This is a genomic window from Fundidesulfovibrio sp., assembly GCF_058402725.1.
In genome coordinates this window covers 1-21,135 of sequence record NZ_JBZVFJ010000037.1, presented here as the reverse complement: position 1 = coordinate 21,135, position 21,135 = coordinate 1, and the positions used below count along the sequence as shown (strand labels likewise).

Genomic DNA, 21,135 nt, shown 5'->3' with positions numbered 1-21,135 from the left:
CCCTGGTATGCGCAACTCTTGCAGATGGAAGGATATTTCATGCACGTCTTCGTTTGGTAGTGTGAAAGGGGAGGGCGCGCTTCAAGGCAGCGCCCGCCAACCGGTGGAGGCGCCCGGCGTCGCGACATGTTGCCCGCTCGCAGGCGCGCGACCGGCCTGATGCAGCACGGTCCCAGGATGACGGGGCTGGCTGCGCCAGGCGGCGGGGGTTGCCCCGGCAGCGCCCGCAGGGTGTTCCGGCGCGCCAGCGGCGATCCAGTCGAGGATGGTCGAGGCGTCCGCCCCGGCGAACTGGGCCATGGGGCCTTGGATCATGGCTTCGAGCATGCCGCTTTGCACGTAGGCGTTCAGATTGTCGTAATCCATCAGGTTGCGCACGGCCCCGCCGTGGCACGAGGAGCAGTCCGCCAGGATGATGTCCCGGATGGTGGGGTCGTAGTAGACCTTGTTCGCGGCAGCCGTTTTCAGGCCAAGGTTGCCAGGCAGGGGAACCCAGCCCTGCTTGCGGCGCATCGCCGCCGCCAGCTCCGCTTGCGGCGTGCTGTCGCCCGCGTTCGAGGACATCATGAGCGAAACGGCCATGAGCGCGCCCGAAACGATCAGGAAGACAAGCAGGAAGGAATTGCTGAAGAACGACATCGGCCTGCGGCCTCGAACATGCTGCGCCACGCGGCTTCCCTTTGGGCATGCGCGAGCCTTCACGGCTCGCGGCTGGTGTGTCGACGCCTGACGCGTCGCGTCTTCGCTCCGGTCGGCCCCGGGGCCGCCGCCATCGCTGGCCGCATGCGCGCTCGTGTGCGCCGGTTCGGACCGATTATTCTCCGCTGCAAGGTTTTGACCGGCCAACTGGCCGTCTAGGGACGGGCTCAGCCTCCTGTGAACGCGGCCTGGGCGGCGTCCAGCATGGTTTCCCTGGCGTTCTGGCCCATGGCCTGCCCGCCCGGGGCGGGCTTGGCGGTTTTTCCGTTCTGGGTGGCGTCGATCATGGTTTCCTGCGCATTCTGGCCCATTTGGGGGGCGGGAGAAGCGGCCGCGACCTGTCGGAAGGAGTTCGGGGTCGTCTGGCCCGCCGGGCCAGTCATGCCGCCGCCTCAGCCGCCTGCGAACGCAGCGGGGGTGGCCCCTGCCGTCACGGCGGCGCGAAACTGCATGGCCTCACCGCCGACGGGGCAGAGCGGCACGCCAGCCGTGTTGAAGCGGGGCATGCCGACGGCGCCGTGCACGGGGCACACGTACTGGCCCATTCCGGCGGCAGGCGAGGGCGCGCGGACCGGGGCGGTCCCCGCTGCGGTCAGGATGCGCCCGGCCACGGCCATGTCGCCGTTCCAATGCTTGTAGCCGTAGACCCCCCAGTAGATTCCGGTGGCGGCCAGAGCCGCCCCGGCTGTCGCAAGGAGGAAGTACAGAAGCGGCTTCGCCTTGATCCCGGATGCGCCTTCGAACATCCTCCACGATTCGCCCAGCATGATGCACAAATCCTGTCGTGTTGTGGTTTACGGAGACGGAAAGCTCCGTCGCCTGCGCTGCTGCGAGGCGAAATACAAGCACAGCATGGATTGGGCCAGAAATGCTGGTCAGTAATGTTAAGTGGTTAGCGTTTGGCTGGTCGGAGAGCGGCGCAAAATGGGCCCGCGAGGAAACCGTGTCAGGCGCGTTATGCGTCGTCGGTCGGGTGCTGCCCGTTTCCGAGAATCCTGCGGAGGGTGTCCTTGCTGATGCCGAGTTCGCGGCATGCCGCCATCTTGCGCCCGCCGTTGCGCTTGATGCTTTGGAGCGCGGCCTGGCGCTTGATCTCCCGCAGGGTCATGCCGGGGCGGGCCAGGGCCGGTTGCTGCGGATCGGGGTGCAGGTACTCCGGCAGGTGCTCCACCTGAATGAATCCCTTGTGCTGCAGAAGCGTGGCGTACTCCAGAATGTTGCGCAACTCCCTGATGTTGCCGGGATAGGTGTGGCGCAACAGCAGGAAGGTGACGTCTTCCGAGAGCCCCTCCACCTGGCAGGCCTGGACGGCGTTGAAGTGCTCGAGGAAATGCCTGGCCAGCAAGGGGATGTCTTCGGGGCGTTCGCGCAGGGGCGGCAGCGCGATTCTCGCCACGTTGAGCCTGTAGAAGAGATCCTGGCGGAACTGGCCTGCGGCGGCCATGGCTTCGAGATCAAGGTTCGTCGCGGCGATGACGCGCACGTCCACCGCGACGGGGCTGGCCGAGCCCAGGGGCTCCACGATCATGTCCTGCAGCACGCGCAGCAACTTCACCTGCAGGCGGTAGGGCAGGTCGCCCAGTTCGTCGAGCAGGATCGTGCCTTTGTGGGCCGCCTGGAATTTCCCCTTGTGATCGGTTTTGGCGTCGGTGAAGGCGCCCTTCTTGTAGCCGAAGAGCTCAGATTCCATGAGCGTTTCGGGCAGCGCGCCGCAGTTGACGGTTACGAAGGGGCCGTTCTTGCGGGGGCTCATGTTGTGGATGGCCCTGGCGACCAACTCCTTGCCCGTGCCGGATTCCCCAAGCAGCAGCACCGAGGTCCGGCTTGCGGCGATGCGCGGGAGGATGTCCAGCACGCGGGTCATGCTCCTGCTGCGTGTGATGATGTCCTCCAGAGTGCGCTCCCCTTGCAACTGGCGGCGCATGAGCGAGATGTCCGAGAGGTCGCGAAACGTTTCGACGCCGCCGATGATGCGTCCACCCTTGTCGCGCAGGGGCGAGGCGCTGATGGACAGCGGGATGCGTTTCCCGTCCGGCCTGACGATGTGGATGGACTTGTTGGTCATGGAAAGGTTCTGCTCCATGCACGTCTTGAGGGCGCAGGCTCCGTCGCAAATGGAGGAGTGGAACACGTCGCGGCATTTGCGTCCGACCGCCTGCACGGCCGGGATGCCGGTGATGTTCGCGGCGGCGCGGTTGAAGAACGTGATGGTCCAGTCCTTGTCGACGGTGAAGACTCCGTCAGCGAGGCTGTCCATGATGGAGTCGCAATGGATGTGGCCGGGAAAGGTCATGGTGTGGTTCCTTGGAGAGAACGGGCATGGGCCCGCGCGTTGGGTAGCATGAATGCGCCGTCGAACGGAATACGGCGCAGGGATGCGGCAAACCGCACCGCAGCGGGCGGAATTGCAGGTGGAACGCGCACGGCGCGCGACGCGGCCCGCCGGGAAGGGGGCCGCGTCGCGCAGGAAGGAGAGGGGCGGGTGCGCCCTGGATCAGGCGCAGTGTTTCTTGTGGGACTTGTAGAGCGAGACGTGCCAGAGGCTGAGCGCCACGAAGGCGAAACCCAGCGCGGTGTGGACCTTCAGGGCGCGGCTTCCTCCGAAGCCCGTCAGGGCGAGGGCGCCCAGTCCCACGCCCAGGGCGGTCTTGGCGACCGTGCGCCACTGCTTTCTGGTGACGCCCCTGGTCTGGACCGCCCGCGAGGGGAGTGCGGTGGCCCGGGAGGCGGCGTCTGGCCGGGAAATCCCCGGCGCGAGGTTCCGCGGCGCGTCCCGGAGGACCGTGGAAAGAGCCTCTGTCGGCCTTTCGAGAACGTGAAGCGATGCCATGAGCGTGCGGCTCCTCTACAGAGGCGTGGCGAAGCCGGCCAGGGCCAGGCCTTTGGACACGATGGGCACGGAAACGTGGTCCGCGAGCGCTCCGACGATGCCGCCGGGGAGCGCAGCGCCCAGGGTGCGCCCCAGGGCCATGGCGGCGCCGCGCGTGGCGGGGTGGGCAAGCACAACCGCCGCGCCTATGGCCAGGGACACCCCCAGGGCGATCCTGCGCCGTTTGGCGCTGCGCCCGTTCCTGATTCTGAGGGCGGCCTGAAAGACCTTCTGGGCCTCGTCGGTTGGACCTGCTTCCGCCTCGCGCCGCAGGGAGGCCCGCTGGCGGATCTGTTCCTTGCGGGCTTCGTAGGAAACCTCATCGAAGCGGTAGGCGGGGCAGTTGGGGGGCATATGCTGGAAGGCTGCGGCCGGGTTGTCCAGGCCAGGGGGGTAAGAGCCTTGAAGAAACATCTGGAACCTCCGTGATGGAAATTCTCCCCGGTGGGGATGGCAGCCTTCTAGTGGTAGTGAGAATCAATGTCAATATCATTTGGAGAAAATCCCTCTCTTTCCGTAAGTAGCTTCCAGGCCATGGAATATCAGGGTCGTTGGGCGTCAGTTCCGGCGCGAGGCGGCGAATCGCCAGACGGCAAGGCCTGTCGCGGCCACAAGGCTCCACGGAATGGCCGCTCCGATGGCGCCTGCAACGGCCAGGGCGCTTCCCGTCTTGATGGCGGCGGGGGCGAGTTTGAGAAGGACGACAAGGCACAGGCAGCCTTCGAAGCCAAGAAACGCCAGAAAAGGAAGGGTGAGTGTTTTCATGGAGCAACCATAGGCATCCTGAGCCGGAAGGCAAGCGCGCGGGTGCAGGGCTCCTGCGGGTGGCGCGTGAAGATGGTTGCGGCAGGAAACTCCATGTCAGACATGTCCTCCGCTTGCGATCCACAGATGTGGTGAAACAAACTCTAAGGAGTTCGACATGGGCATGGCCAACAGTTGAAGTGCAATGCCACGTTCCGGAGAAACACAGCCACGAGAAGGGGGGATGTGCGAACATGCATGAGGGGAGGCCGCTGCCAGTGCATTCCTCAGCGTTCGCGTCCTTGACTGGCGGAAGAAATTCGGTAAAGAAAAAGGAAATAAGCACGAACGCATCTGGCCTGCCGCAACCAACGCTGCGGGAGAGTTGGGAACTCCGCCACTCCTCGTCGAACATGCACAAGACGCCCCCCTCCGGCGCGCGGCTCCCGCGCGGGAAAGACCCTTCGAGCGCCCCCCTTGTGGACGGGTTCCTGCGCAGCTACGCCATGCGCGGTCTGCACCCGGCGGCGCGCGACCCTCTTGGGGTCGTGAGCGGCCACGCGGGGCGTGATCTTGGCGCGCTCACCCCGGCCCTGGCCCTGGGCGCGCTCGGCGTCGTGTTCGGCGACATCGGGACGAGCCCGCTCTACGCCATCAAGGCCTGCTTCCACGACGGAGCCCTCGCGCCGAGCGAGACCAACATCCTGGGCGTGTTGTCGCTGGTGTTCTGGTCGCTCATGCTGGTGGTCACTCTCAAGTACGTGCTGTTCATCATGCGCGCCGACCACAAGGGCGAGGGCGGGTTGTTCGCGCTGTTCAACCTGCTGCGCAAGGACGGCAACCATTTCTCGGCCCGCTCCGTGAAGCTCATCGTGCTGTGCACGCTTGCGGGCGCGGCGCTGTTCTTCGGCGACGGCATGATCACGCCCGCCATCTCGGTGCTTTCGGCTGTGGAGGGCCTTGGGTACGCCACCGACGTGGCGCGTCCGGCGGTGCTGCCGCTCACTGCGGCCATCCTGATCGGACTCTACGCCCTGCAGCGTCGCGGCACGGGGAGCATCGGGCGGCTGTTCGGCCCCGTGATGCTCACGTGGTTCGCCTCTATCGCCCTGCTCGGCCTCGGACAGATCGCGCGCGCTCCCGAGGTGCTGGCGGCGCTGGCCCCGCACCACGCCCTGGATTTCCTGTTCCGCCACGGCCTCTCGGGATTCGCTGTGCTTGGGTCGGTGGTGCTGTGCATCACAGGATGCGAGGCCCTGTACGCCGACATGGGGCATTTCGGCGCGAAGCCCATCCGGGTGTCGTGGTTTTCGATCGTGCTTCCGGCGCTCACGCTCAACTATTTCGGGCAGGGGGCGGGTCTTCTGCTCGACCCGGCCATCGTCTCCAACCCTTTCTACGGCATCGTGCCCGGCGCGCTGCGCATCCCCATGGTGCTGCTTGCCTCCATGGCCACCATTTGCGCCTCGCAGGCCATGATTTCGGGGGTGTTCTCCCTCGCCCGCCACGCCATCCTGCTCGACTATCTGCCCAGGATGCGCGTCATGCAGACCTCCTGGATCATTCCGGGCCAGATCTACATACCGGCCATCAACACCATCATGATGTGCGCGAGCGTTCTTTTGGTGTTCGCCTTCCGCGAGTCGGCCAACATGGCCGGTGCGTTCGGCCTCGCCGTCACGGGAACCATGGTGGTGACCACCTGCCTCTATTTCTTGGTCATCACACGCAACTGGAAATGGCCCCTGTGGATCGCCGCTTCGCTGGTTTCGGGGTTCCTGATTCTGGACCTGCTCTTCTTCGGCACGAACCTCCTCAAGATAGTCAGCGGCGGCTGGTTCGTCCTGCTGGCGGCCTGTGCGGCCATGCTGTGCATGCTGGCCAGCAAGCGCCATCTGGACGGCAATTGGCGTCTGACGCTTTCAAGAGGCTCCATCCCGCTGGAGTCGTTCATGAGGCGTCTGGCCGAGATTCCGCTGGCGCGCGCTCCCGGCACGGCGGTCTTTCTGGGCCTTGAGGTTGCCAACACTCCAAAATCCCTGGTGGATTTTCTCGGGGAGCGCGGCGTTCTGCATGAGCACGTCGTGATCGTGTGCCTGCGCAGGACCGGCGACCCCACCGTTGAGGAGGGCAAGCGCTTGGCCGTGCGACACCTGGGCCAGGGCGTCCACCATGTCGTGGCCCGCTACGGATTCATGGAGCACCCGAACGTGCCGGAACTCCTCGACGAGGCCGAGAGCCACGGCGTGCCCCACGACCCCTCCCTCGTCTATTGTCTGGGAGGCCACGGCCGCCCCAAACCCGGGCACGGCCCCTGGGAGAAGACGCTCGACGCCGTGGGCGGCCTGCTCTTCCATGGCGAGCCCCCGGCGTTCACCTTTTTCGGCATCCCCGACGACCGCGTGTTCAGCGAGGCCGGCGATGTCGAATAGGCCTTTTACGGAACACGCGGACGCATGCGGCCGTCGCGGGAGCGTTGCGCCGCGAAGCCGTCAGCATTGTCCGCAAGGATGCATTCATGCTTGAAATCGCCGCCCTGGTTCTGTTCGGGTTGTTCGTCGGCTGTTACGGGACGCTCGCGGGCATCGGCGGCGGCCCGCTCATCGTGCCGGTGCTGGCCATGTTCTACCATTACGACACGCCAACGCTCGTGGCCGTTTCGGTGCTGGCGATCTTCTGCAACACCCTCTCCGGCACCATCGCCTACATGCGCGAGTGGCGGGTGGACATGGCCAGCGGCACCAAGTTCGGCCTTGTGGCCATACCGGGCGGCATCGCAAGCGTCATGGCCATCCACTGGATCCACATGAACGTGTTCTCGTTCCTGTTCGGGTTCTTCCTGCTGCTTCTGGCCCTCTACATCTACGCCAAGCCGGTGAGCGCCGACGGGCGAAGCATCAGCCCCTTCTTCGGCGGGCTCAAGCATCTGCGGCGGCGCGGCAGGAAGCCGCGCCTGAGCTTCGGAGCGGAGTTCCTCTCCGAAGCCGACTCCGACGTGCGCAAGCCCGCGTCCAGGCGCATCGTAGACCGCCAGGGAAACACCTTCGCCTACACCGTGGACGAGCCGCTGGGCATGGGGGTGACGGCGCTGATCGGCGCTCTTTCCACGTTCCTCGGCATCGGCGGCGGGCTCATGCAGGTTCCCGCGCTCGTGTACATCCTCAAGTTCCCCGTGCACATCGCCACGGCCACATCGCACTACATCACCGCCATCAACTCCGGCTTCACGCTGATCGCTCTCCTGTATTCGACCACGCTGCCCTACAAGACGGCCCTGAGCCTGGCCGCAGGCACCATCGTGGGCGCGCAGATCGGTGCGCGCCTCTCGCCGCGCTTCAGCGACAAGACGTTGCTGCGCCTGCTCATTCCGGTGTTCCTCGTGCTCAGCGTGAAGCTGATGTTCTTCAACTACTGATCCCTGGAGGCCGCGCACGCCTATGGATTCGCCGCCGGTCCGCACCATAGCGCCCGGGAAGGGGCCGGGCGAGGCACTGGACGCTCCGGCCATGGAGCAGTTGCGGACGGCCAGGACGCTGCTTGAGCACCGCGGCCTGTCCCACCGTTTCCTCACGACGCTCGGCACGCCCGTGGACCAGGCCTACGCCCTTCTGCCCCGCAAGGCGCGCGAGGCCATTGCCAAGGGGTCGCGCGGGGCGCTGCTCAAGCTCTCCGAATACGTCATCTCCCACACTATGAACGAGGAGGCGCGCAGCGACCAATCGCGCCTGCACAAATGGGGCGTGATGCTTTCCGGGGGCATCGGCGGTTTCGGCGGCCTGGCTTCGCTTCCCTTGGAAATCACGGTCTCGACCTCGATCATGCTGCGCTCCATCGCCGCTCTGGCCAGGCACCACGGGGAGGATCTGCGCCGCGTCGAGGCACGCCTGGCCTGCATCGAGGTCTTCGGGCTGGAAGGCGAGCACGCCCCGGACGAGCCCGTGCTGGCCAGCTACTTCACCACCCGCTCGCTCTTCGCGCAAGAGGTGCGCACCGCCCTGACCTTCGTGGCCTCGGGCGCGCAACGCAACACGCTGCGCCCTTCCCTCTTGCGCATGGTCGAGTTCATCGCCCCGCGCTTCGGAGTGATGTTGGAGGAGAAGTTCCTGGCGCAGTCGCTCCCCCTGGCCGGGGCCATCGGCGGGGCCGCCCTCAACGCCATCTTCCTGGACCATTACCAGCGCACGGCGCGCGGGCACTTCATGATCCGCCGCCTTGAACGGGAGTGGGGCGCGCAGGCGGTTCGCTCCGCCGTGGCCTCCCTGGACTGACCTCAGCCGGTCGGGGAAATCACGGAGGAACCGGCGCGACGCTCCGGGGCGTCGCGCCGGTTCCCCGGAGCGTTACCATTACCAGGCCAGCACGTCGGCCCGACGGGCCAGCAGGCCGCCTGCCGCAGGCTGGCCGGAGGACAACGGGCGTACGGCGCCCACTCCGCAGGCCGTCACCAGTTTTTCCGGAACGCCGCCCGCCACCAGGGCCCGGGCCACGGCCAGGGCCCGGGCCTGGGCCAGGGCCACGTTGTCAGGGTAGCGTTTGGCGAGCACTCCACGCAGCGGCTGGGCATCGGCGTAGCCCAGCACAAGCACGGCCTTGCGCGGCTTGGCCAGGATCTTTTTGACCAACTCCGCGATGTCCTTGCCCTGGGCCGGGCTCAGAACATCAGCGGCAGGCGGAAAGGGCAGGCTGAACTGGTCCGGACCTGCAGCCTCGGGCTTCGCAGGCGGCGTTTGAGGCAACACGGCTGGGGCCGCTGCAGGAGGAGGCCCAGCTGTTGGTGCGGTCCCGGGTGCGGCGGCGGAGATGATTTCCTTCCCGGGGGAAGCCGGGGCCGTTGGCGGCGCGGGAGCGGGCGAAACGGGTTCGACGGGAGCTGCGGGCGCAACGGGTTCGACGGGAGCTGCGGGGGCAACGGGAGCGGCGGGGGCAGGGGGCGGCGTCTGCTGTTCAGCTTTGGCCCGGGGCTCGCCGGGCTGTACCGGCTGCACGGCCACTCCGGTTGCGTGCTCCCGGGGCGAAACGGGGCGTTCCTTGTCCTCCGCGCCAGACGTCCGCGCGGCTTCGCCGGACGCGGGGCGCTGGACCGGAGGCTGTGGTCTCTGGCGATCCCCGTCCCCCCAGAGGGCGGAAAGAGCCACCACAAGCACGAGCATCAGGCCCAGGCAGCAGCTTTTCCAGAAACGCACGCCGGAAGCGTCCGCAGCGTCCGTGCGGTGAGGCGCTTGTTCCTGCTCCGTGCCGGTGGAGGCGGGCGTCGTCTGCTCTGCGGCGGCGAGCGCTTCGGCCAGCCTCGCCTCCAGCATCTGCCGCCTCGCCTCCAGCTCTTGTCCTCTCGCCTCCAGCTCCTGGCCAAAGGTTTCCAGCTCCTGGATGCGCTTCTCCGCCGAGCGAGCGCGATCCTCAGCCAGGGCAAGCCTTTCCTGCGCCTCGTCGCGTCCGGCGGCCAGCGTGCGCATCCGGGCCTCCGCCTGCTCCGCGCGACGCCGCTCCTCAGTAAGGGCGGTGTCCAGGCGCGAGCACTCTTCGTGCAGGGCTTTCTCAGCGGCCTTGGCCTCCTCGATCTCGGGCGCAGGATTGGATCGGGACAGTTCGTCCCTCAGGCGCTCCATTTCCCCGCGCGCGGAGTCCAGGTCTCCCTGCGCCCGCAGCGCGTCGGCGCGCGCCTTTTCGAGCAGGGAGCGCGCCGCTCCGAGTTCCTGGGCCAGCTCCTCGGACTGGCGGCGCTCCTCTTGCGTGGCGAGGGCTGCCTGCTCCAGCTCCTGCCCGGCCTGGCGCAGCAGTTCCTGCGCCTCGTCGCGTTCCCGAGCGGCGTTCAGGCGCTCCTGCTCCAAGGCGGCGGACAGGGACTTGGTCTCCTGGCGGAGCCGCTCCTTCTCTTCGTCCGAAGCCGGCGCGGCCGGGGCGAACTCCACCATGGCCAGCCGCGAAGCCGTGGCCTCCAGCAGGGAAAGGACCCGCTCCTGCGACTCGGCGAGATTGGAAAGTCCGGAGATGGAGGAATTCCCGGGGCCGTCGTGTTCGTTGGGCGCCGTTGCCGACATGTCGCCTCCCATACGGGCGTGAGGTTATCAGTCCCGGTCGATGATCTGCTGCCATTGGCGCTGGAGGCGGTCCAGGTCGCGCTTGAGCTCCTGGTTGACCTCCCGCTGGGAGCGCAGGGCGTCCTGCGCCTCGTGCCGCGCGCGTTCCGAATCGACCAGCCTGTCGCGGCAGGAGTTGAGCTCCCGCCTGAGCACATCCACCTCGCGCTGGGCCGTTTCAAGGCGCTCCTGGCATTGGGAGGCGCGGTCGGCGAAGCGCGCGGCCTGGGCGCTCATGGCCGCCAGCTCGGCCTTGGACCGGGCTGCGGCGTGTTCGAGCCTTTCTTTCTCTTCGAGGGCCTGCCTGGCCACGGAGCGAAGTTCGAAGATGCGCTCCTCGAAGACCATCCGGCGTTGCGCTTCCGCGGCGGCGAACTGCTCCATCAGCAGGGCCAGCCGCTGGTTCTGGCCTGTGAGACGGGACACGAGGCCGGAAATCAAGGCCGTCTCGGGCTGGCGCGCCGATTCCTGTGCCGCTGGTGCGGTGGCGTGTTGTTCTTCCATGGCCCCTCGCGCTTGCTGGTTCTGGCTTTGAATGGTCATGGCCCTTTGTTCACGATGAACGCGGCAGCCCTTGCCAGGTCCTTGCCGAAGGGGCAGCCGGGCTCCTCGAGCAGCACGGGCCGGAGCTTCATGGCCGCCCTGGTCACGGCGGGGTCTTCGCGCACGGTCAAAATGTCGTGCACGGTGATGTTCAGGAATTTTTCCATCAGTTTGTTGATGGTGGCTCCGGCCTTGCTTCCGGCGTCTCCCGAGGCCCTGTTGACAAGCGTGGCGGGCGCGAAGCGCGCGTTGACACGCCGCATCTTTTCGGCCGTCGACGGATCGACCGCGTGGACGCGTTCGAGCAGGGCCTCGAAGGTTTTCAGTTCCGGGTGGCTCTCGGCGTCCTTGGCCATTTCAAGCAGCGCGAGGATCTCCGCGGCTCCGGCTTGCTTGAGGTACAGCGCCATCCTGCGGAACACCATGGTTTTCAGGAAGCTGTAGAGGCTCATGAGCGAGGGCACGTCGGGCGTGGTGACGAGCAGGCTTTTCCCGGCCATGAGGGCGAAATCGACCACGTTGTTGGTGACGCCCGCAGCAAGGTCCAGCAGGAGGTAGTCGCACGGGAGTTTGCGCAGGTGGCGCATGAGCTTGATCTTGCGCTGGTAGGGAAGGCTTGCGATGCCGGGGACGTTGCCCCCGGAAATGAGCGAAAGCCCCTCGATGCCGGTGGGAAGGACGGCCTGATCCAGCTCGGGGATCTTGCCTAACAGGAAATCGTCCAGCGTGCAGGGCACGTTCCTGTGGCCGAACAGGACGTTGAGGTTGGCCGATCCGAGGTCGAGGTCCACCGCGATGACGCGCGCGCCCGTGCGGGCCAGGCAGATGGCCAGATTGGCCGAAATGGTGCTTTTTCCGACCCCGCCCTTGGGGCCGATGACGGCGATGATCGCTGGAGTGGGTGCTGTCACGGCGCTAGTCCAGTTTGAGGAAAGCCAGCAGGTCGGTTTCGATGTCGCGAGCAGGCGCTTCGGGCCGTTGCGCGGCGTCGATGGTGTGGGGCGCGGGGGCTTCCTTGGTCCGGGCGGACGGCGCGGGGCGCGCGCAGGTGCGGCTTACGGCCAGGGCGACTGCTTCCGGGTCGAGCGTCCCCGGAAGGACGGAGGCAACCCCGTGCTCTTCCGGGAGGCCGAAGCCTTCGGGCAACGCGCCGAGCACGACGACTTCGCAGCCGGGGGGGAGCTCCCGGCAGAGTTCGGGCAGGGCGCGCAGTTCGCCCGGCGAGGCTGCCGTGGCGTCAAACACCACCACGCGGGGCTGGGCAGCGCGAACCCCCTGGCGCAGCGCGGCCAGTGCGTCGTGCAGGGCCGCGCGGGGGGTGTCCCTGGCGAGACGCCGCAGGAGCACGTTGCCGCGCACGAAGTCCGGGGAAAACACGGCCACATGGGGCGGCCTGGGCATTGGGGAGCCTGTGTCCATGGCGTCTGGTTCGGGAGGGCCGCGCCTTCGGGCGTGAAGGCGCGGCCGGGATTCGCGTCCTAGGCGGACTCGCTCATGGCCATGATGAGCGCGCCGCGCGCGGTGGTGTGCAGGGGGTCCGCCGCCAGGCGCACGTCGGAGACGGCGATGGGCAGCGAAACGGTGTCGAGCACCTTGCGGAACTTGTTCACGCAGCCCTTGGGCATGGCCGTGCCGCCCGAGAGCACGATGGGGATGGGCTTGGCGATCTTGGGCAGCTTGTCGGACGCGGCCAGCACGCGCTGCAGGCTGTGCAGCAGCTTGTGGATGACGGCGTCGTAGTAGATGTGCAGGGCCGTCTGCACCATGTCGCCCGCTTCGCGGGAGAGATCGAGCTCCTCTTCCTTGATGAACTTGATCTTGGTGGCGGGTTCGCCAACGGCCTGGCCGGTCATGGTGTCGATGTAGTCGCCTGCGGCCTGGATGCTGAACGTGATCACCGGGAAGGACAGGTAGGAGAGGCACACGTTGCACATGCCCCCGCCCATGCTGATGCCGATGCCGGTGTAGTCGTCCTGGCCGAGTTCGGAGAGTACGGTGGCCATGCCTTCGTTGATGGAGATGGGCGTGTAGCCGAGGTTTTGCAGGAACATCTTGATGACCTGCTCGTGGTAGGTCACTTTCCCTGCCGCCGCCTGCCCGTCCACCGGCTCGCCGGGGATGCCGTAGCAGATGGTTTCGCCGAAGCGTTTGGGCTTCTGGATGAGGGTGTTGACCACGGCCTGCACGACGCTGATGCCGTCCTTCTCGGCCGGGCTCAGAAGGCCGCCCTGGATGGGCCTGCGGGAGCTGGTGTTGAAGGTGTTGGCGAAGTTGTCGGCCGACGAGCCCACGATGCAGAACTGGTCGCCGCGCTCGAAGAACATGATCTCGTGGTTTTGCAGGATGCGCCGGGAGAACTTGGAGATGGGGATGGTGAAGAAGGCGTTCACCTGCTCGGTGATGTGGATGTGGTTGCGCATGTTCTGCGCGGCCACGATGCGGCTGGTGCCCACGTCGAGGCCCACGGGGCCGCTGGGGCGCTCGGCCTGGTCGATGCCGTCGATGTGCTGGTTTACCGAGGGCTTCTGCGAGGCGGCGATGGCCGCTTCGAGGCTCTGGTCTCCAGGGGCGGACGATCCCCAGTTCACCGGGGCGCCCACGGCCGTTTCGGCGTCGGCGAGGCGGTCTTTGCGCTCGAAGATGTTCTCGGAGTCGTTGTGGTCGGCCATGGACGGATCCTCCTGGGCAGGGAGCGGCACTGGGCCGCTCCGGGATTACTTGTTCAGGATGATGGAAAGCTCCATGCGGTTGTGGGCTTCCTTGATCAGGGAGTGGGCCTTGCCCAGCAGTTCGGATTGCCGCTTGCCCACGGGCATGATGCCGGTTTTCTCCGACTCGATGCGCTTGAGGCCGTCCTTGATGGACGCGAGCTTGGCGACAACCCGCTCCCGCTCTGCCTGCAACTCCCGCAGGTCGGAGAGAATGGCCGCCTTGAGCGCGGAGCTGGCGTGCGCTTCCGCCTGGGCGTCGCACGTGCGGCGGCGCGCCTCACCGATGGCTTCCATCAGGGCTTCTCTGCGCTCGCCGAGCAGGGCCAGATTGCGATCGACGCGCCGGGACTCGTCGCGCAGCGCGGCGATCCTGTCCGCGCAGGCGCGGGCTGCGGCGTCGAGGTCGGCCAGCACCTCGCGGGAGCGTTCGATCTCGCGCAGGAGCGTGGCGGCCTCGGGGAGAAACCGTTCCGTGCGGCCGTTCAGGCTGGGCTCGTGCTCGCCGGACATAGGGTTGACCTCGTTTCCTTGTGCTTTCGCCGGGCCGGGCTAGCGCCCCTGCATGGCGGCCAGAGCCCGGCGTGTTTCATCGAGTTCGATGGAAAGCCGGAATCTTTCGTCCAGGGCCATGCGCAGGTCTGCTTCCAGCTCCTTGATGGCGGCGGCGTGGGCGACGTTTGTTTCTTCCAGCGCCCGGTTCCTGGTTTCGAGCTTGCCGCAATCCTTGAGGGCCGCTTCGAGGCGGACTTCGACGGCGGCGAGTTCGCTCTGCAACTGCGCGCGGGAGTCTTCCAGGGCGCGCTGGGCGTCCTGCAGACCCTTGAGAACCGCCCCCACCTGCTCGTCGCGGCGTCGCAGATCGCGGATGGTGATTTCGGCGTCGCTGCGTTCCTCGATCAACTGGTCGATGACCATCTGCAACTCGCGCTTGGAGGGCATCTCCTCCTCGAGGCGCGCGATGGTGGAGAGGAGCTTCTCGCGTTCCTGGCGCAGTTCGCGGATGCGCTCCTTGGCCTGGTTCAGGTCGGTCTCGAGCAGCGTGTTGATTTCAAGGACTGAAGAGAGCTGGGTTTCCATGTCCTGAATGGCGCCAAGCATCTCCGCGATCACATTCTCGAAATCAACGGAGGCGCCGTCGCGCTGCAGCGCCGTGGAGCCCGGGGAGGCGGCCGGGGCCTTGGCGGCGCCCGCTCCCTTGCCCCTGTCGAGCAGGGCGTTCAGGTGATCCTTGATGCTGGTGTCAATAGGCGGCATGTTTCCCCCGCAATTGGCTTCGTCTCTGGTAGTAGGAGAGTTTGAAGCCCTTGGCGGCGCTGCTCAGTCGCTCCATGATGTCGCCGAACTGCGCCGTAGCCTGGCTGATCCTGTCTTCCAGGTCGTTCTTGCAGCTGACAAGCTCGGGCAGGTCGCCGATCCGGGATTCCAGCTGACGGTCCAGCGCTTCCAGTTCCCCTCGAGCGAACTCCAGGCGGCGAGCCCCTTTTTCGATCTCCAGCACGTTGTCCTCGAGCTCGGCGGAGGCGGCTTGCCAGGCGTTGTCCTGGCGCGCCTGCTCGCGGGTCAGGAACGTGAGTTCCTCCATGGCCGCGTGCTCTGCGGAGCGTTTTTCCCGAAGTTCGCGGCGCAGGGCGTCCTCCTTGGCCATCAGGGACGAGAGTTCCCGGTTGCGCTCTTCCAGGAGCAGGCGCACGGCCTTGAGCTCGGCCGCCAGGACAGCCGGGTCCGGCTGGACCGACTCTCCGGAAGGGCCGGAGGCTGTGGAGCCCCCGGCATCGCCGGAAAGTGAGAGGCCGTCGGGGCCGTTGTTCTCCTGGGCGTTCATCCCGCGTTCCCGAGGAGCAGCTTCCGGATTTCGGCCTTGTTCAGCTTGGGATCGCACTCGATGCCCAGCTTCGCGCACAGGGCCATGAGGTCGGCCTTGTTGAGGTCCTTGATGGTGTCCGGATCGACGGTAGCTGTGCCGCCTGGGGCCGCGCCATCCCATTCGACGGGCTCGGGAAGGCCGAATTCCTGCTGGGCGACGGGCTCGGGGCGGGCTTCCTGGGCAGGAGCGACGGCTTCGGAGACGATTTCGGCCTGGATGGGCTCGTCCGTCTGGACCTCCTGGACGGGGTCGGACGCCGCCTCAGGACGCGCGGGGGCCGCTTCCGCCACGGGCGGGGCGGGGGGGGCGGCTTCTTCGGACGGGATGGACTGTCCTGCCCATTTTTCGAGCAGGGAGGCGATGGCGCGGTCCTGCTCCGCGCCGGTGGCGGAGAGGTCGAACTGCACGGACTTGCCGGTGATTCCCCGGATGGCTTCCAGAGCCTTTTCACGGATCTCCAGGCTCTCGTCGGCCAGGGTCTGGATGAGGCCAGGGACTGCGGTTTCGTCGCGCAGGGCGGCCAAGGCCCCCACCACGCTCTTGCGCACGTTGGCGTCCTCGTCGCGCAGGCACTGGAGCAGGGCGGTCACCGCGCCGGGGAAGTCTTTCCAGCCCAGGTAGGCGGCCACGGTGCGGCGCACCTCGGGGTGTTCGTCGGAGAGCGATCCGATGAGCACCGGGGCGGCCTCGTCCTCGGGGGCCATCTTGTAGACGCCGCGCAGGCTGATCAGGCGCACGCCGAACTTGGGGTGCGTCGTGGAATCCTTGAACACTTCCAGGGCGGCAGGATCGTCCACGCCGCTCAGGGCGTTCAGGGCCTCCATGGTGAGGTCTGGGTCGCCCAGGCGCGCTGCGGCGACCAGCACGCCCACGCTGCCGGGGCCGCCCATCTTGCCGAGTTCCGATGCGGCCAGGATGCGCACCTCGGGCTCTTCGTCCAGCAGATCTTCGGCCACCTTCTTGAACATCGCCTTGGCGGAACTGTCGGCGAAGGACCCGCCGTCCAGGGCCATGCGGATGGCCAGGGCCAGCTCCCTCTGGGCCTGGGCTTGGCTCATCGCCTTGCGGGCAGGGCGCTTGCAAGGGGCGGGCTGGGCGGCCTCGCTCCTGTCCATTTCGGCCAGGCCGCCGCGCAGACGGCTGATTTCGCGCTCGAATTCGCGCACGTCCTCGATCAGCTTGAGGATGGCGTCCTTGCGCTGGGCGTCGTCTGCGTCGCCGCTGGCGCTCTGCCTGCCTATTTCCAGGTAGCGCTCCTGGATGACGGCCTCGCACTCCTTGATGCGCTTGCGAACTGCGGCGGCCGCAGAGCCGGGCAGCGAGATCTTGGGCAGGCTGAAACCCTTCACCATGCCGGCCGCGCCATCGAACACGCTGCCGAAAGACCCGAAGAGGCCCGTCGCGGCCTCAAGCCCTTTGGCGACGCCCCTGCCGGTGGTGTTCAAGACAAAAGCGACGCCACCGAGGACACCATGTCTTTGCGTCGAGGTCATCGTCTTCTCCTTGGTTGGGATGGCTCGGGCGAAATGCGCGCCGGCCGTCCTGGTCCGTGTTCACGCCTGGGCCTGCCGCTACGCTCCGTAGGCGGCGACTCCTAGGGCGCTTATGGCCGAGCGCAGCCTTTCGATCTGCGCCTCGAGCGTTTCGTTGGTTTGCGCGGCATGCCGCGCGGCGAGCGCCATGGCCTCGGCAACGCCGGACGTCGCCCGGCGATGTCTTTGGATTGCCAGGGTCTCGGCCTGCAGGCCGAGGAGCACGGCGGCGGGGTCGTCTCGCGCGTAGAGCTCGCGCGAGGCGTCCTCGATGTCGTCCATGCGCAGGCGGGCCTGGAGCAGGTCCTTCTGGGCGGCGGCGAATTCGGCCTCCTCGGTGGCCAGGGTTTCCTTGGCCTCCTTGAGTTCGCTCATCCGTGCGGCCTGGAGGTGTTCGCGCAGCTCCTTGTTCCTGTCGAGCAACGTCGCGACGTCCCGCTCCAGGGCATCCAGGTTCTGGTCCGCGAGGTTCGTTGCGCTCCCCGTAATCTGGCGTTTAAGCGCCTCAAGCTGCCGGGCGAGCTTCTCCCTTTCCAGGGTCAGGGCCTGGTTGGCGGAGCGCAGTCCGGCGAGCTCCCGCTCCCGGGAGTCGGCGCGCCGGGCAAGCTCTTCCAGAAATGCCGAGGCGGAACTGTCGGAGAGGGGGGCCGTCCCATCCTGGGGCGCGCTGGAGATCCAGGAGTCGAGGGCCTCGCACACGCCGGACAGCAGAGCCCTTTCCTCGCCGAGGCGCTCCCGGCGCGCGGCGAGGCGATCCGCCTGCGGCTCGAGTTCCCTTAGGAGGGTGTCGGTTTCCAGCGCATGCGCCTCCAGCCCGGCGATCTCGCCCCGCATGGCCTCCGTTTCGACGCGCAACGCCTCGATCTCGCTTTCGATGGCGGGCAGGGCCTCGTACTTCTCCCGCACGCCCTGTTCCAGGGCTTGGGCATCGGTGTGCCCGGGCAGCGCCGCATGTTCCCCGCGCAGGCGGAGCACGGCCGCGCGCAGTTCTTCCAGCTCGCCGTCAATGTCCCTGGCCTGGGCCGCCAGGGCCGCGTGTTCCGCGAGCTGGACCTCCACCTGATCGGAGAGGTATTCCACTTCCCGGGAGAGTTGCCAGGCCTCGGCCGCGAGTTTCGAGCGTTCGTCGCGCAGGGCCATCCGCGCCTTTACGTCCTCAAGGACGCGCAACACCCTGTCGTTGGAAAATTTCACATGGCCTCCGATGCGTCAGGCGCTGGACCCGACACGTCCCGGATCGCGGCCAGCATCTTTTGCGAGAGCATGCGCCGGCGCTGGAGCACGGCATGATGCCGCAGGAGGGCTTCCAGCGCCGCACGGGCCTCCTCCGCCTCGGCCTGCGCCTTCTCCTGCATGGACTTCTCCATGTCGGTGGCCTCCTTGAGCGCCAGAAAGGCTGCCACGGCCTGGGACTTGCCCTGCTCGACCGCGCGCAATTCCTGGATGCTCCGGCGGATTTCCTGGATGGCCTGCCTGCGCATGGCGGCGTTCTCCCACGTCTGTTCGACCGAGGACTCGGTCCTGGCCAGGACTTCTTCCAGCCTGCCGTGCACAGCGCTCAACTCCGAGCGCCTCTGCAGGAACGTTTTGCAGGCGAACTCCCGCTCCACAATCCGCCCGGCCTCCTCGACGCGGCGGCCGAGTTCTTCTTTGGCGCGCGCGATTTCGCCGTTCTCCTCGAGCGCCAGGGACATCTCGCGCCGTGCCTCCTCTTCACGCCGGAGCAGGGCCATGGCTTCTTCCAGAAAACGTTCCGAGCGGAACTGTCCGTCGTCCAGGCCCGAGGGAAACCGGGCCTTGCAGGCGGCCACCTGGGGTTCGAGCAGGGCCACGGCCGCCCCGTCGGCATCCATGCGGGCGCGCAAGCTGTCCAGGCGCTCCCGCGCGGCCTCGTGGCCCGTCCGCAATTCCTTGAGCCGCCCGGCCAGGGAGGCGCGGCTCTCGAGCAGCGCCTCGCGCTCGCTCGTGGCTTCGGCCAGGCGCGGCTTCAGATGCGCGAAGCGTGCCTCCACGCCGCGCAGCACGGCGCTCACCTGGAAGATTCCGTCTCGCAGGAGGCTGATTTCCCGCTTGGCCACCGCCCGTTCGCGGTTCGCCCCGCGGATTTTCTCCCGGAACCCGTCGGTGCGGCCGCGCAACAGTTCGAGCGTCGAGCGCAGGTCGGACAGGGCGTCGCGCAGCGTCTGGCAGCGCTCGCGCAGGGAGTCGTCCGGGGGGAGTGGCTGTTCTGGCTTCACGGGCGCGTCCTACCGTACGATTTGTTCCCACTGGGCCTGGAGGGCGTCCAGGCGCGATTGTGCCTCGGAAAGCTGCCTGCGCAGCGCATCCCGTTCCCCGACGGCCCTGGAGAGCGCCGCTTCGGCCTCGCGGCCGCGCACGGCCAGTTCGGCGCGCAGCGTGTCCGCCGCTTCGCGCAGGCTTTTCTTCTCCGCGTCGGTCTGGGCGAACTTGCGGCGCAGTTCCTCGGCCTCCTGGCGTGCGCTCAGGATGTCGGCCTGTTGCTCGTGAGCCGAGCGCAGCGCGGCATCGAGGTCGGAGCGGCTGGCGCGCAGGGCCTCCCGCAGGGAGGCCTGGGCCTGCTCGTAGCCGGCCGCGGCTTCGTCCATGGCCTTGCGCTGCGCCTCGAGTTCGCGTGCCAGCCGTTCGGACTCGGCCCGGGCGCGCTGGGCCGCCGCGCGTTCCGCTTCGGTTTCCTGCCTGGCCGCTTCGGCCTGGGCGATGGCTTCCCGCAGCCCCTTCTCGAAGCGCTCCGCCTCCTGCTCGGCCTGGATGAGGGCTTCCAGGGACTGGCCCACCTTCTCCTCCACGAGCGCGCCAATCCGGGTGGCGAGGTCGTCGGCGTCGCTCTGGATGTCCGGCTGGGCGGGCGCGCCGAACATGTCGCGCGCGTGGGCCTCCAGGATGCGCCGGATCTCCGCGAGCGCGGCCGCGTCCTGCCCTGAGCCTCCGTCGTGGGCCAATGCCGCCAGGCGCGCCGCGAGCCCGTCCCCCGGGGAAAAGGCCCATACGGCGGCGTCGTAGCGCTCGTTTTCGGCCAGGGAGGCGGCCTCCCGGACCCCGAGGGCCGTGTCCAGCACGGCGCAGGGGGCCAGAAGGCCGATCAGCCTGTCCAGAAGCTCACTGCTGTCGGTCGCCAGCAACAGCTTTCCGTTCGTCAACGTTGCATCGGGCATCGTGTCCTCGGGGCTCCAGTGGGTCTCGGTCCGCAAACGCGCTCAGCCGCTAGTGGGCGAACCGCCTAGACGGCCTGTTCCTGGGCGGCGTAGTTGGGGTAGAGCCTGGCCTCGCGTTCGGCCTTGGCGCGGGAGAGTTCGGCGTCCACTTCGTCGAATTCGGCCAGGAGGCTCGCCATGTCTTCATCGCTGAAGAGTTCGTTGGCGGGCTGGCGCTTGCGCAGGGACACGGTGCGCCTGCCGATGCGCGCGTAGGAGGCCTCGCGGTCCTTTTCCATGCAGTGGATGCGGTAGGTCAGCGAAACGCCTTTGGTGGAGCGCTGGAGCCATCCCAGGGCAGCCTCGATCTTTTCCACGAAGATGTCGCCCAGATGTTCCAGGGTGTGGTACTTGGTCGAATCCTGCATGTCGTTCTCCTTGTTGGGGCACGTTGGGGCCGCGAGGGGCCGTTTGCTACTTGTTCTTGAGCTCGTCCCAGTATTCGGTGGGCATGTCCTTGCAGAGCATGAGCCCGCCGTTGGCGCCCGCGAACAGGGGCTCCTCCGCCTTGATGACCTTCCCGTAGCCCAGGTTTTCCTGCATGAACTTCTCGATCTCGCGGGCCAGTCCGCCGATCTGGCTGCCGCCTCCGGCGAGGATGACGTTCTCCTTCATCAGGCTCTGGAATTCCGGATCGAAGGAGGCGATGAGCACCCGGATGGCCTCCACCACGTCGGGAACGATGGAACGGCAGGCCGTCAGGAGCTCTTCGGTCACGTCCACGGGGGTGGGCTTGCCCTTGATGGGCAGCATGGTCACCACGCCCTCGCCCTTGTCGGAGATGGTGGAATTGTTTTCCTTGATCTGCTTGACCATGTTGAGGGTGATGTCCACCTCGGGATGGCGCAGCTTGATTTCGCGCATGAACACTTCGTCGATGTGGT

23 protein-coding genes are annotated in these 21,135 nt (G+C 67.2%); 3 read left to right on the top strand and 20 right to left on the bottom strand.

The features are described 5' to 3' along the window. Positions 1–81: 81 nt before the first annotated feature. The 6 genes from ACV4UX_RS06995 to ACV4UX_RS06970 all read right to left on the bottom strand — a co-directional run bounded on the left by ACV4UX_RS06995 (position 82) and on the right by ACV4UX_RS06970 (position 4,333). Positions 82–639, bottom strand: a complete 558-nt coding sequence (locus ACV4UX_RS06995; RefSeq protein WP_491592600.1) for a hypothetical protein — start codon at positions 637–639, stop codon at positions 82–84. 452 nt (positions 640–1,091) lie between these two features. Then, entirely contained in the window at positions 1,092–1,466 is a 375-nt protein-coding gene (locus ACV4UX_RS06990; RefSeq protein ID WP_491592599.1) for a hypothetical protein, read from the bottom strand. A 188-nt stretch (positions 1,467–1,654) separates the two neighbouring features. After that, positions 1,655–2,992, bottom strand: a complete 1,338-nt coding sequence (locus ACV4UX_RS06985) for a sigma-54 interaction domain-containing protein (RefSeq protein WP_491592598.1) — start codon at positions 2,990–2,992, stop codon at positions 1,655–1,657. A gap of 201 nt (positions 2,993–3,193) precedes the next feature. Continuing rightward, positions 3,194–3,529, bottom strand: coding sequence for a hypothetical protein (locus tag ACV4UX_RS06980; RefSeq protein WP_491592597.1), 336 nt, complete (start codon positions 3,527–3,529; stop codon positions 3,194–3,196). A 15-nt stretch (positions 3,530–3,544) separates the two neighbouring features. Further along, positions 3,545–3,922 carry a hypothetical protein gene (locus ACV4UX_RS06975; protein ID WP_491592596.1) on the bottom strand — a complete coding sequence of 126 codons (378 nt, stop codon included), beginning with the start codon at positions 3,920–3,922 and terminating at the stop codon, positions 3,545–3,547. A gap of 204 nt (positions 3,923–4,126) precedes the next feature. Then, complete coding sequence (locus tag ACV4UX_RS06970; protein WP_491592595.1) at positions 4,127–4,333, bottom strand: hypothetical protein; 207 nt, start codon at positions 4,331–4,333, stop codon at positions 4,127–4,129. Between the two features lie 392 nt (positions 4,334–4,725). Here ACV4UX_RS06970 and ACV4UX_RS06965 point away from each other — a divergent pair, with 392 nt between their 5' ends. From ACV4UX_RS06965 to ACV4UX_RS06955, 3 genes are all read left to right on the top strand, one after another. Further along, positions 4,726–6,744 (top strand): potassium transporter Kup, encoded by a 2,019-nt coding sequence (locus ACV4UX_RS06965; protein ID WP_491592594.1) that lies wholly within the window; start codon positions 4,726–4,728, stop codon positions 6,742–6,744. Positions 6,745–6,830: 86 nt separating this feature from the next. Further along, a complete protein-coding gene (locus tag ACV4UX_RS06960; RefSeq protein ID WP_491592593.1) occupies positions 6,831–7,727 on the top strand; it encodes a sulfite exporter TauE/SafE family protein in 897 nt (298 codons plus the stop codon). Positions 7,728–7,749: 22 nt separating this feature from the next. Continuing rightward, positions 7,750–8,580 (top strand): EcsC family protein, encoded by an 831-nt coding sequence (locus ACV4UX_RS06955; RefSeq protein WP_491592592.1) that lies wholly within the window; start codon positions 7,750–7,752, stop codon positions 8,578–8,580. A 78-nt stretch (positions 8,581–8,658) separates the two neighbouring features. Here the strand turns inward: ACV4UX_RS06955 and ACV4UX_RS06950 are convergent, their stop codons facing one another. The 14 genes from ACV4UX_RS06950 to ACV4UX_RS06885 form a co-directional block, all read right to left on the bottom strand. Then, the gene (locus ACV4UX_RS06950) at positions 8,659–10,350 is read right to left on the bottom strand and encodes an OmpA family protein (protein ID WP_491592591.1); all 1,692 of its coding nucleotides are present in this window, start codon (positions 10,348–10,350) and stop codon (positions 8,659–8,661) included. A gap of 27 nt (positions 10,351–10,377) precedes the next feature. Next, positions 10,378–10,893, bottom strand: a complete 516-nt coding sequence (locus ACV4UX_RS06945; RefSeq protein WP_491592590.1) for a hypothetical protein — start codon at positions 10,891–10,893, stop codon at positions 10,378–10,380. Between the two features lie 35 nt (positions 10,894–10,928). After that, positions 10,929–11,843, bottom strand: a complete 915-nt coding sequence (locus ACV4UX_RS06940; protein ID WP_491592589.1) for a nucleotide-binding protein — start codon at positions 11,841–11,843, stop codon at positions 10,929–10,931. 4 nt (positions 11,844–11,847) lie between these two features. Then, on the bottom strand, positions 11,848–12,333 hold the full coding sequence (locus ACV4UX_RS06935; protein WP_491592588.1) for a hypothetical protein: 486 nt from the start codon (positions 12,331–12,333) through the stop codon (positions 11,848–11,850). Positions 12,334–12,410: 77 nt separating this feature from the next. Then, on the bottom strand, positions 12,411–13,601 hold the full coding sequence (locus ACV4UX_RS06930; protein ID WP_491592587.1) for a disk-shape morphogenesis protein volactin: 1,191 nt from the start codon (positions 13,599–13,601) through the stop codon (positions 12,411–12,413). Positions 13,602–13,646: 45 nt separating this feature from the next. Next, positions 13,647–14,153 carry a hypothetical protein gene (locus ACV4UX_RS06925; protein WP_491592586.1) on the bottom strand — a complete coding sequence of 169 codons (507 nt, stop codon included), beginning with the start codon at positions 14,151–14,153 and terminating at the stop codon, positions 13,647–13,649. 39 nt (positions 14,154–14,192) lie between these two features. After that, on the bottom strand, positions 14,193–14,897 hold the full coding sequence (locus ACV4UX_RS06920) for a hypothetical protein (protein ID WP_491592585.1): 705 nt from the start codon (positions 14,895–14,897) through the stop codon (positions 14,193–14,195). Continuing rightward, positions 14,884–15,465: a hypothetical protein gene (locus tag ACV4UX_RS06915; RefSeq protein WP_491592584.1), complete on the bottom strand. Its 582-nt coding sequence runs from the start codon at positions 15,463–15,465 to the stop codon at positions 14,884–14,886. Before ACV4UX_RS06915 ends, ACV4UX_RS06920 begins: the two co-directional genes overlap by 14 nt. Further along, the gene (locus ACV4UX_RS06910; protein WP_491592583.1) at positions 15,462–16,952 is read right to left on the bottom strand and encodes a HEAT repeat domain-containing protein; all 1,491 of its coding nucleotides are present in this window, start codon (positions 16,950–16,952) and stop codon (positions 15,462–15,464) included. Before ACV4UX_RS06910 ends, ACV4UX_RS06915 begins: the two co-directional genes overlap by 4 nt. A 126-nt stretch (positions 16,953–17,078) precedes the next feature. Next, positions 17,079–18,233: a hypothetical protein gene (locus ACV4UX_RS06905; RefSeq protein ID WP_491592582.1), complete on the bottom strand. Its 1,155-nt coding sequence runs from the start codon at positions 18,231–18,233 to the stop codon at positions 17,079–17,081. Then, positions 18,230–19,276, bottom strand: a complete 1,047-nt coding sequence (locus ACV4UX_RS06900; RefSeq protein ID WP_491592581.1) for a hypothetical protein — start codon at positions 19,274–19,276, stop codon at positions 18,230–18,232. The genes ACV4UX_RS06905 and ACV4UX_RS06900 overlap by 4 nt, the downstream gene beginning before the upstream one ends. Before the next feature lie 9 nt (positions 19,277–19,285). Further along, positions 19,286–20,179 (bottom strand): hypothetical protein, encoded by an 894-nt coding sequence (locus tag ACV4UX_RS06895; RefSeq protein WP_491592580.1) that lies wholly within the window; start codon positions 20,177–20,179, stop codon positions 19,286–19,288. A 98-nt stretch (positions 20,180–20,277) separates the two neighbouring features. Beyond that, positions 20,278–20,619, bottom strand: coding sequence for a hypothetical protein (locus ACV4UX_RS06890; protein ID WP_491592579.1), 342 nt, complete (start codon positions 20,617–20,619; stop codon positions 20,278–20,280). Between the two features lie 46 nt (positions 20,620–20,665). Further along, positions 20,666–21,135, bottom strand: a 470-nt coding sequence (locus ACV4UX_RS06885; RefSeq protein WP_491592578.1) for a rod shape-determining protein, incomplete at its 5' end; no start/stop codon positions are given.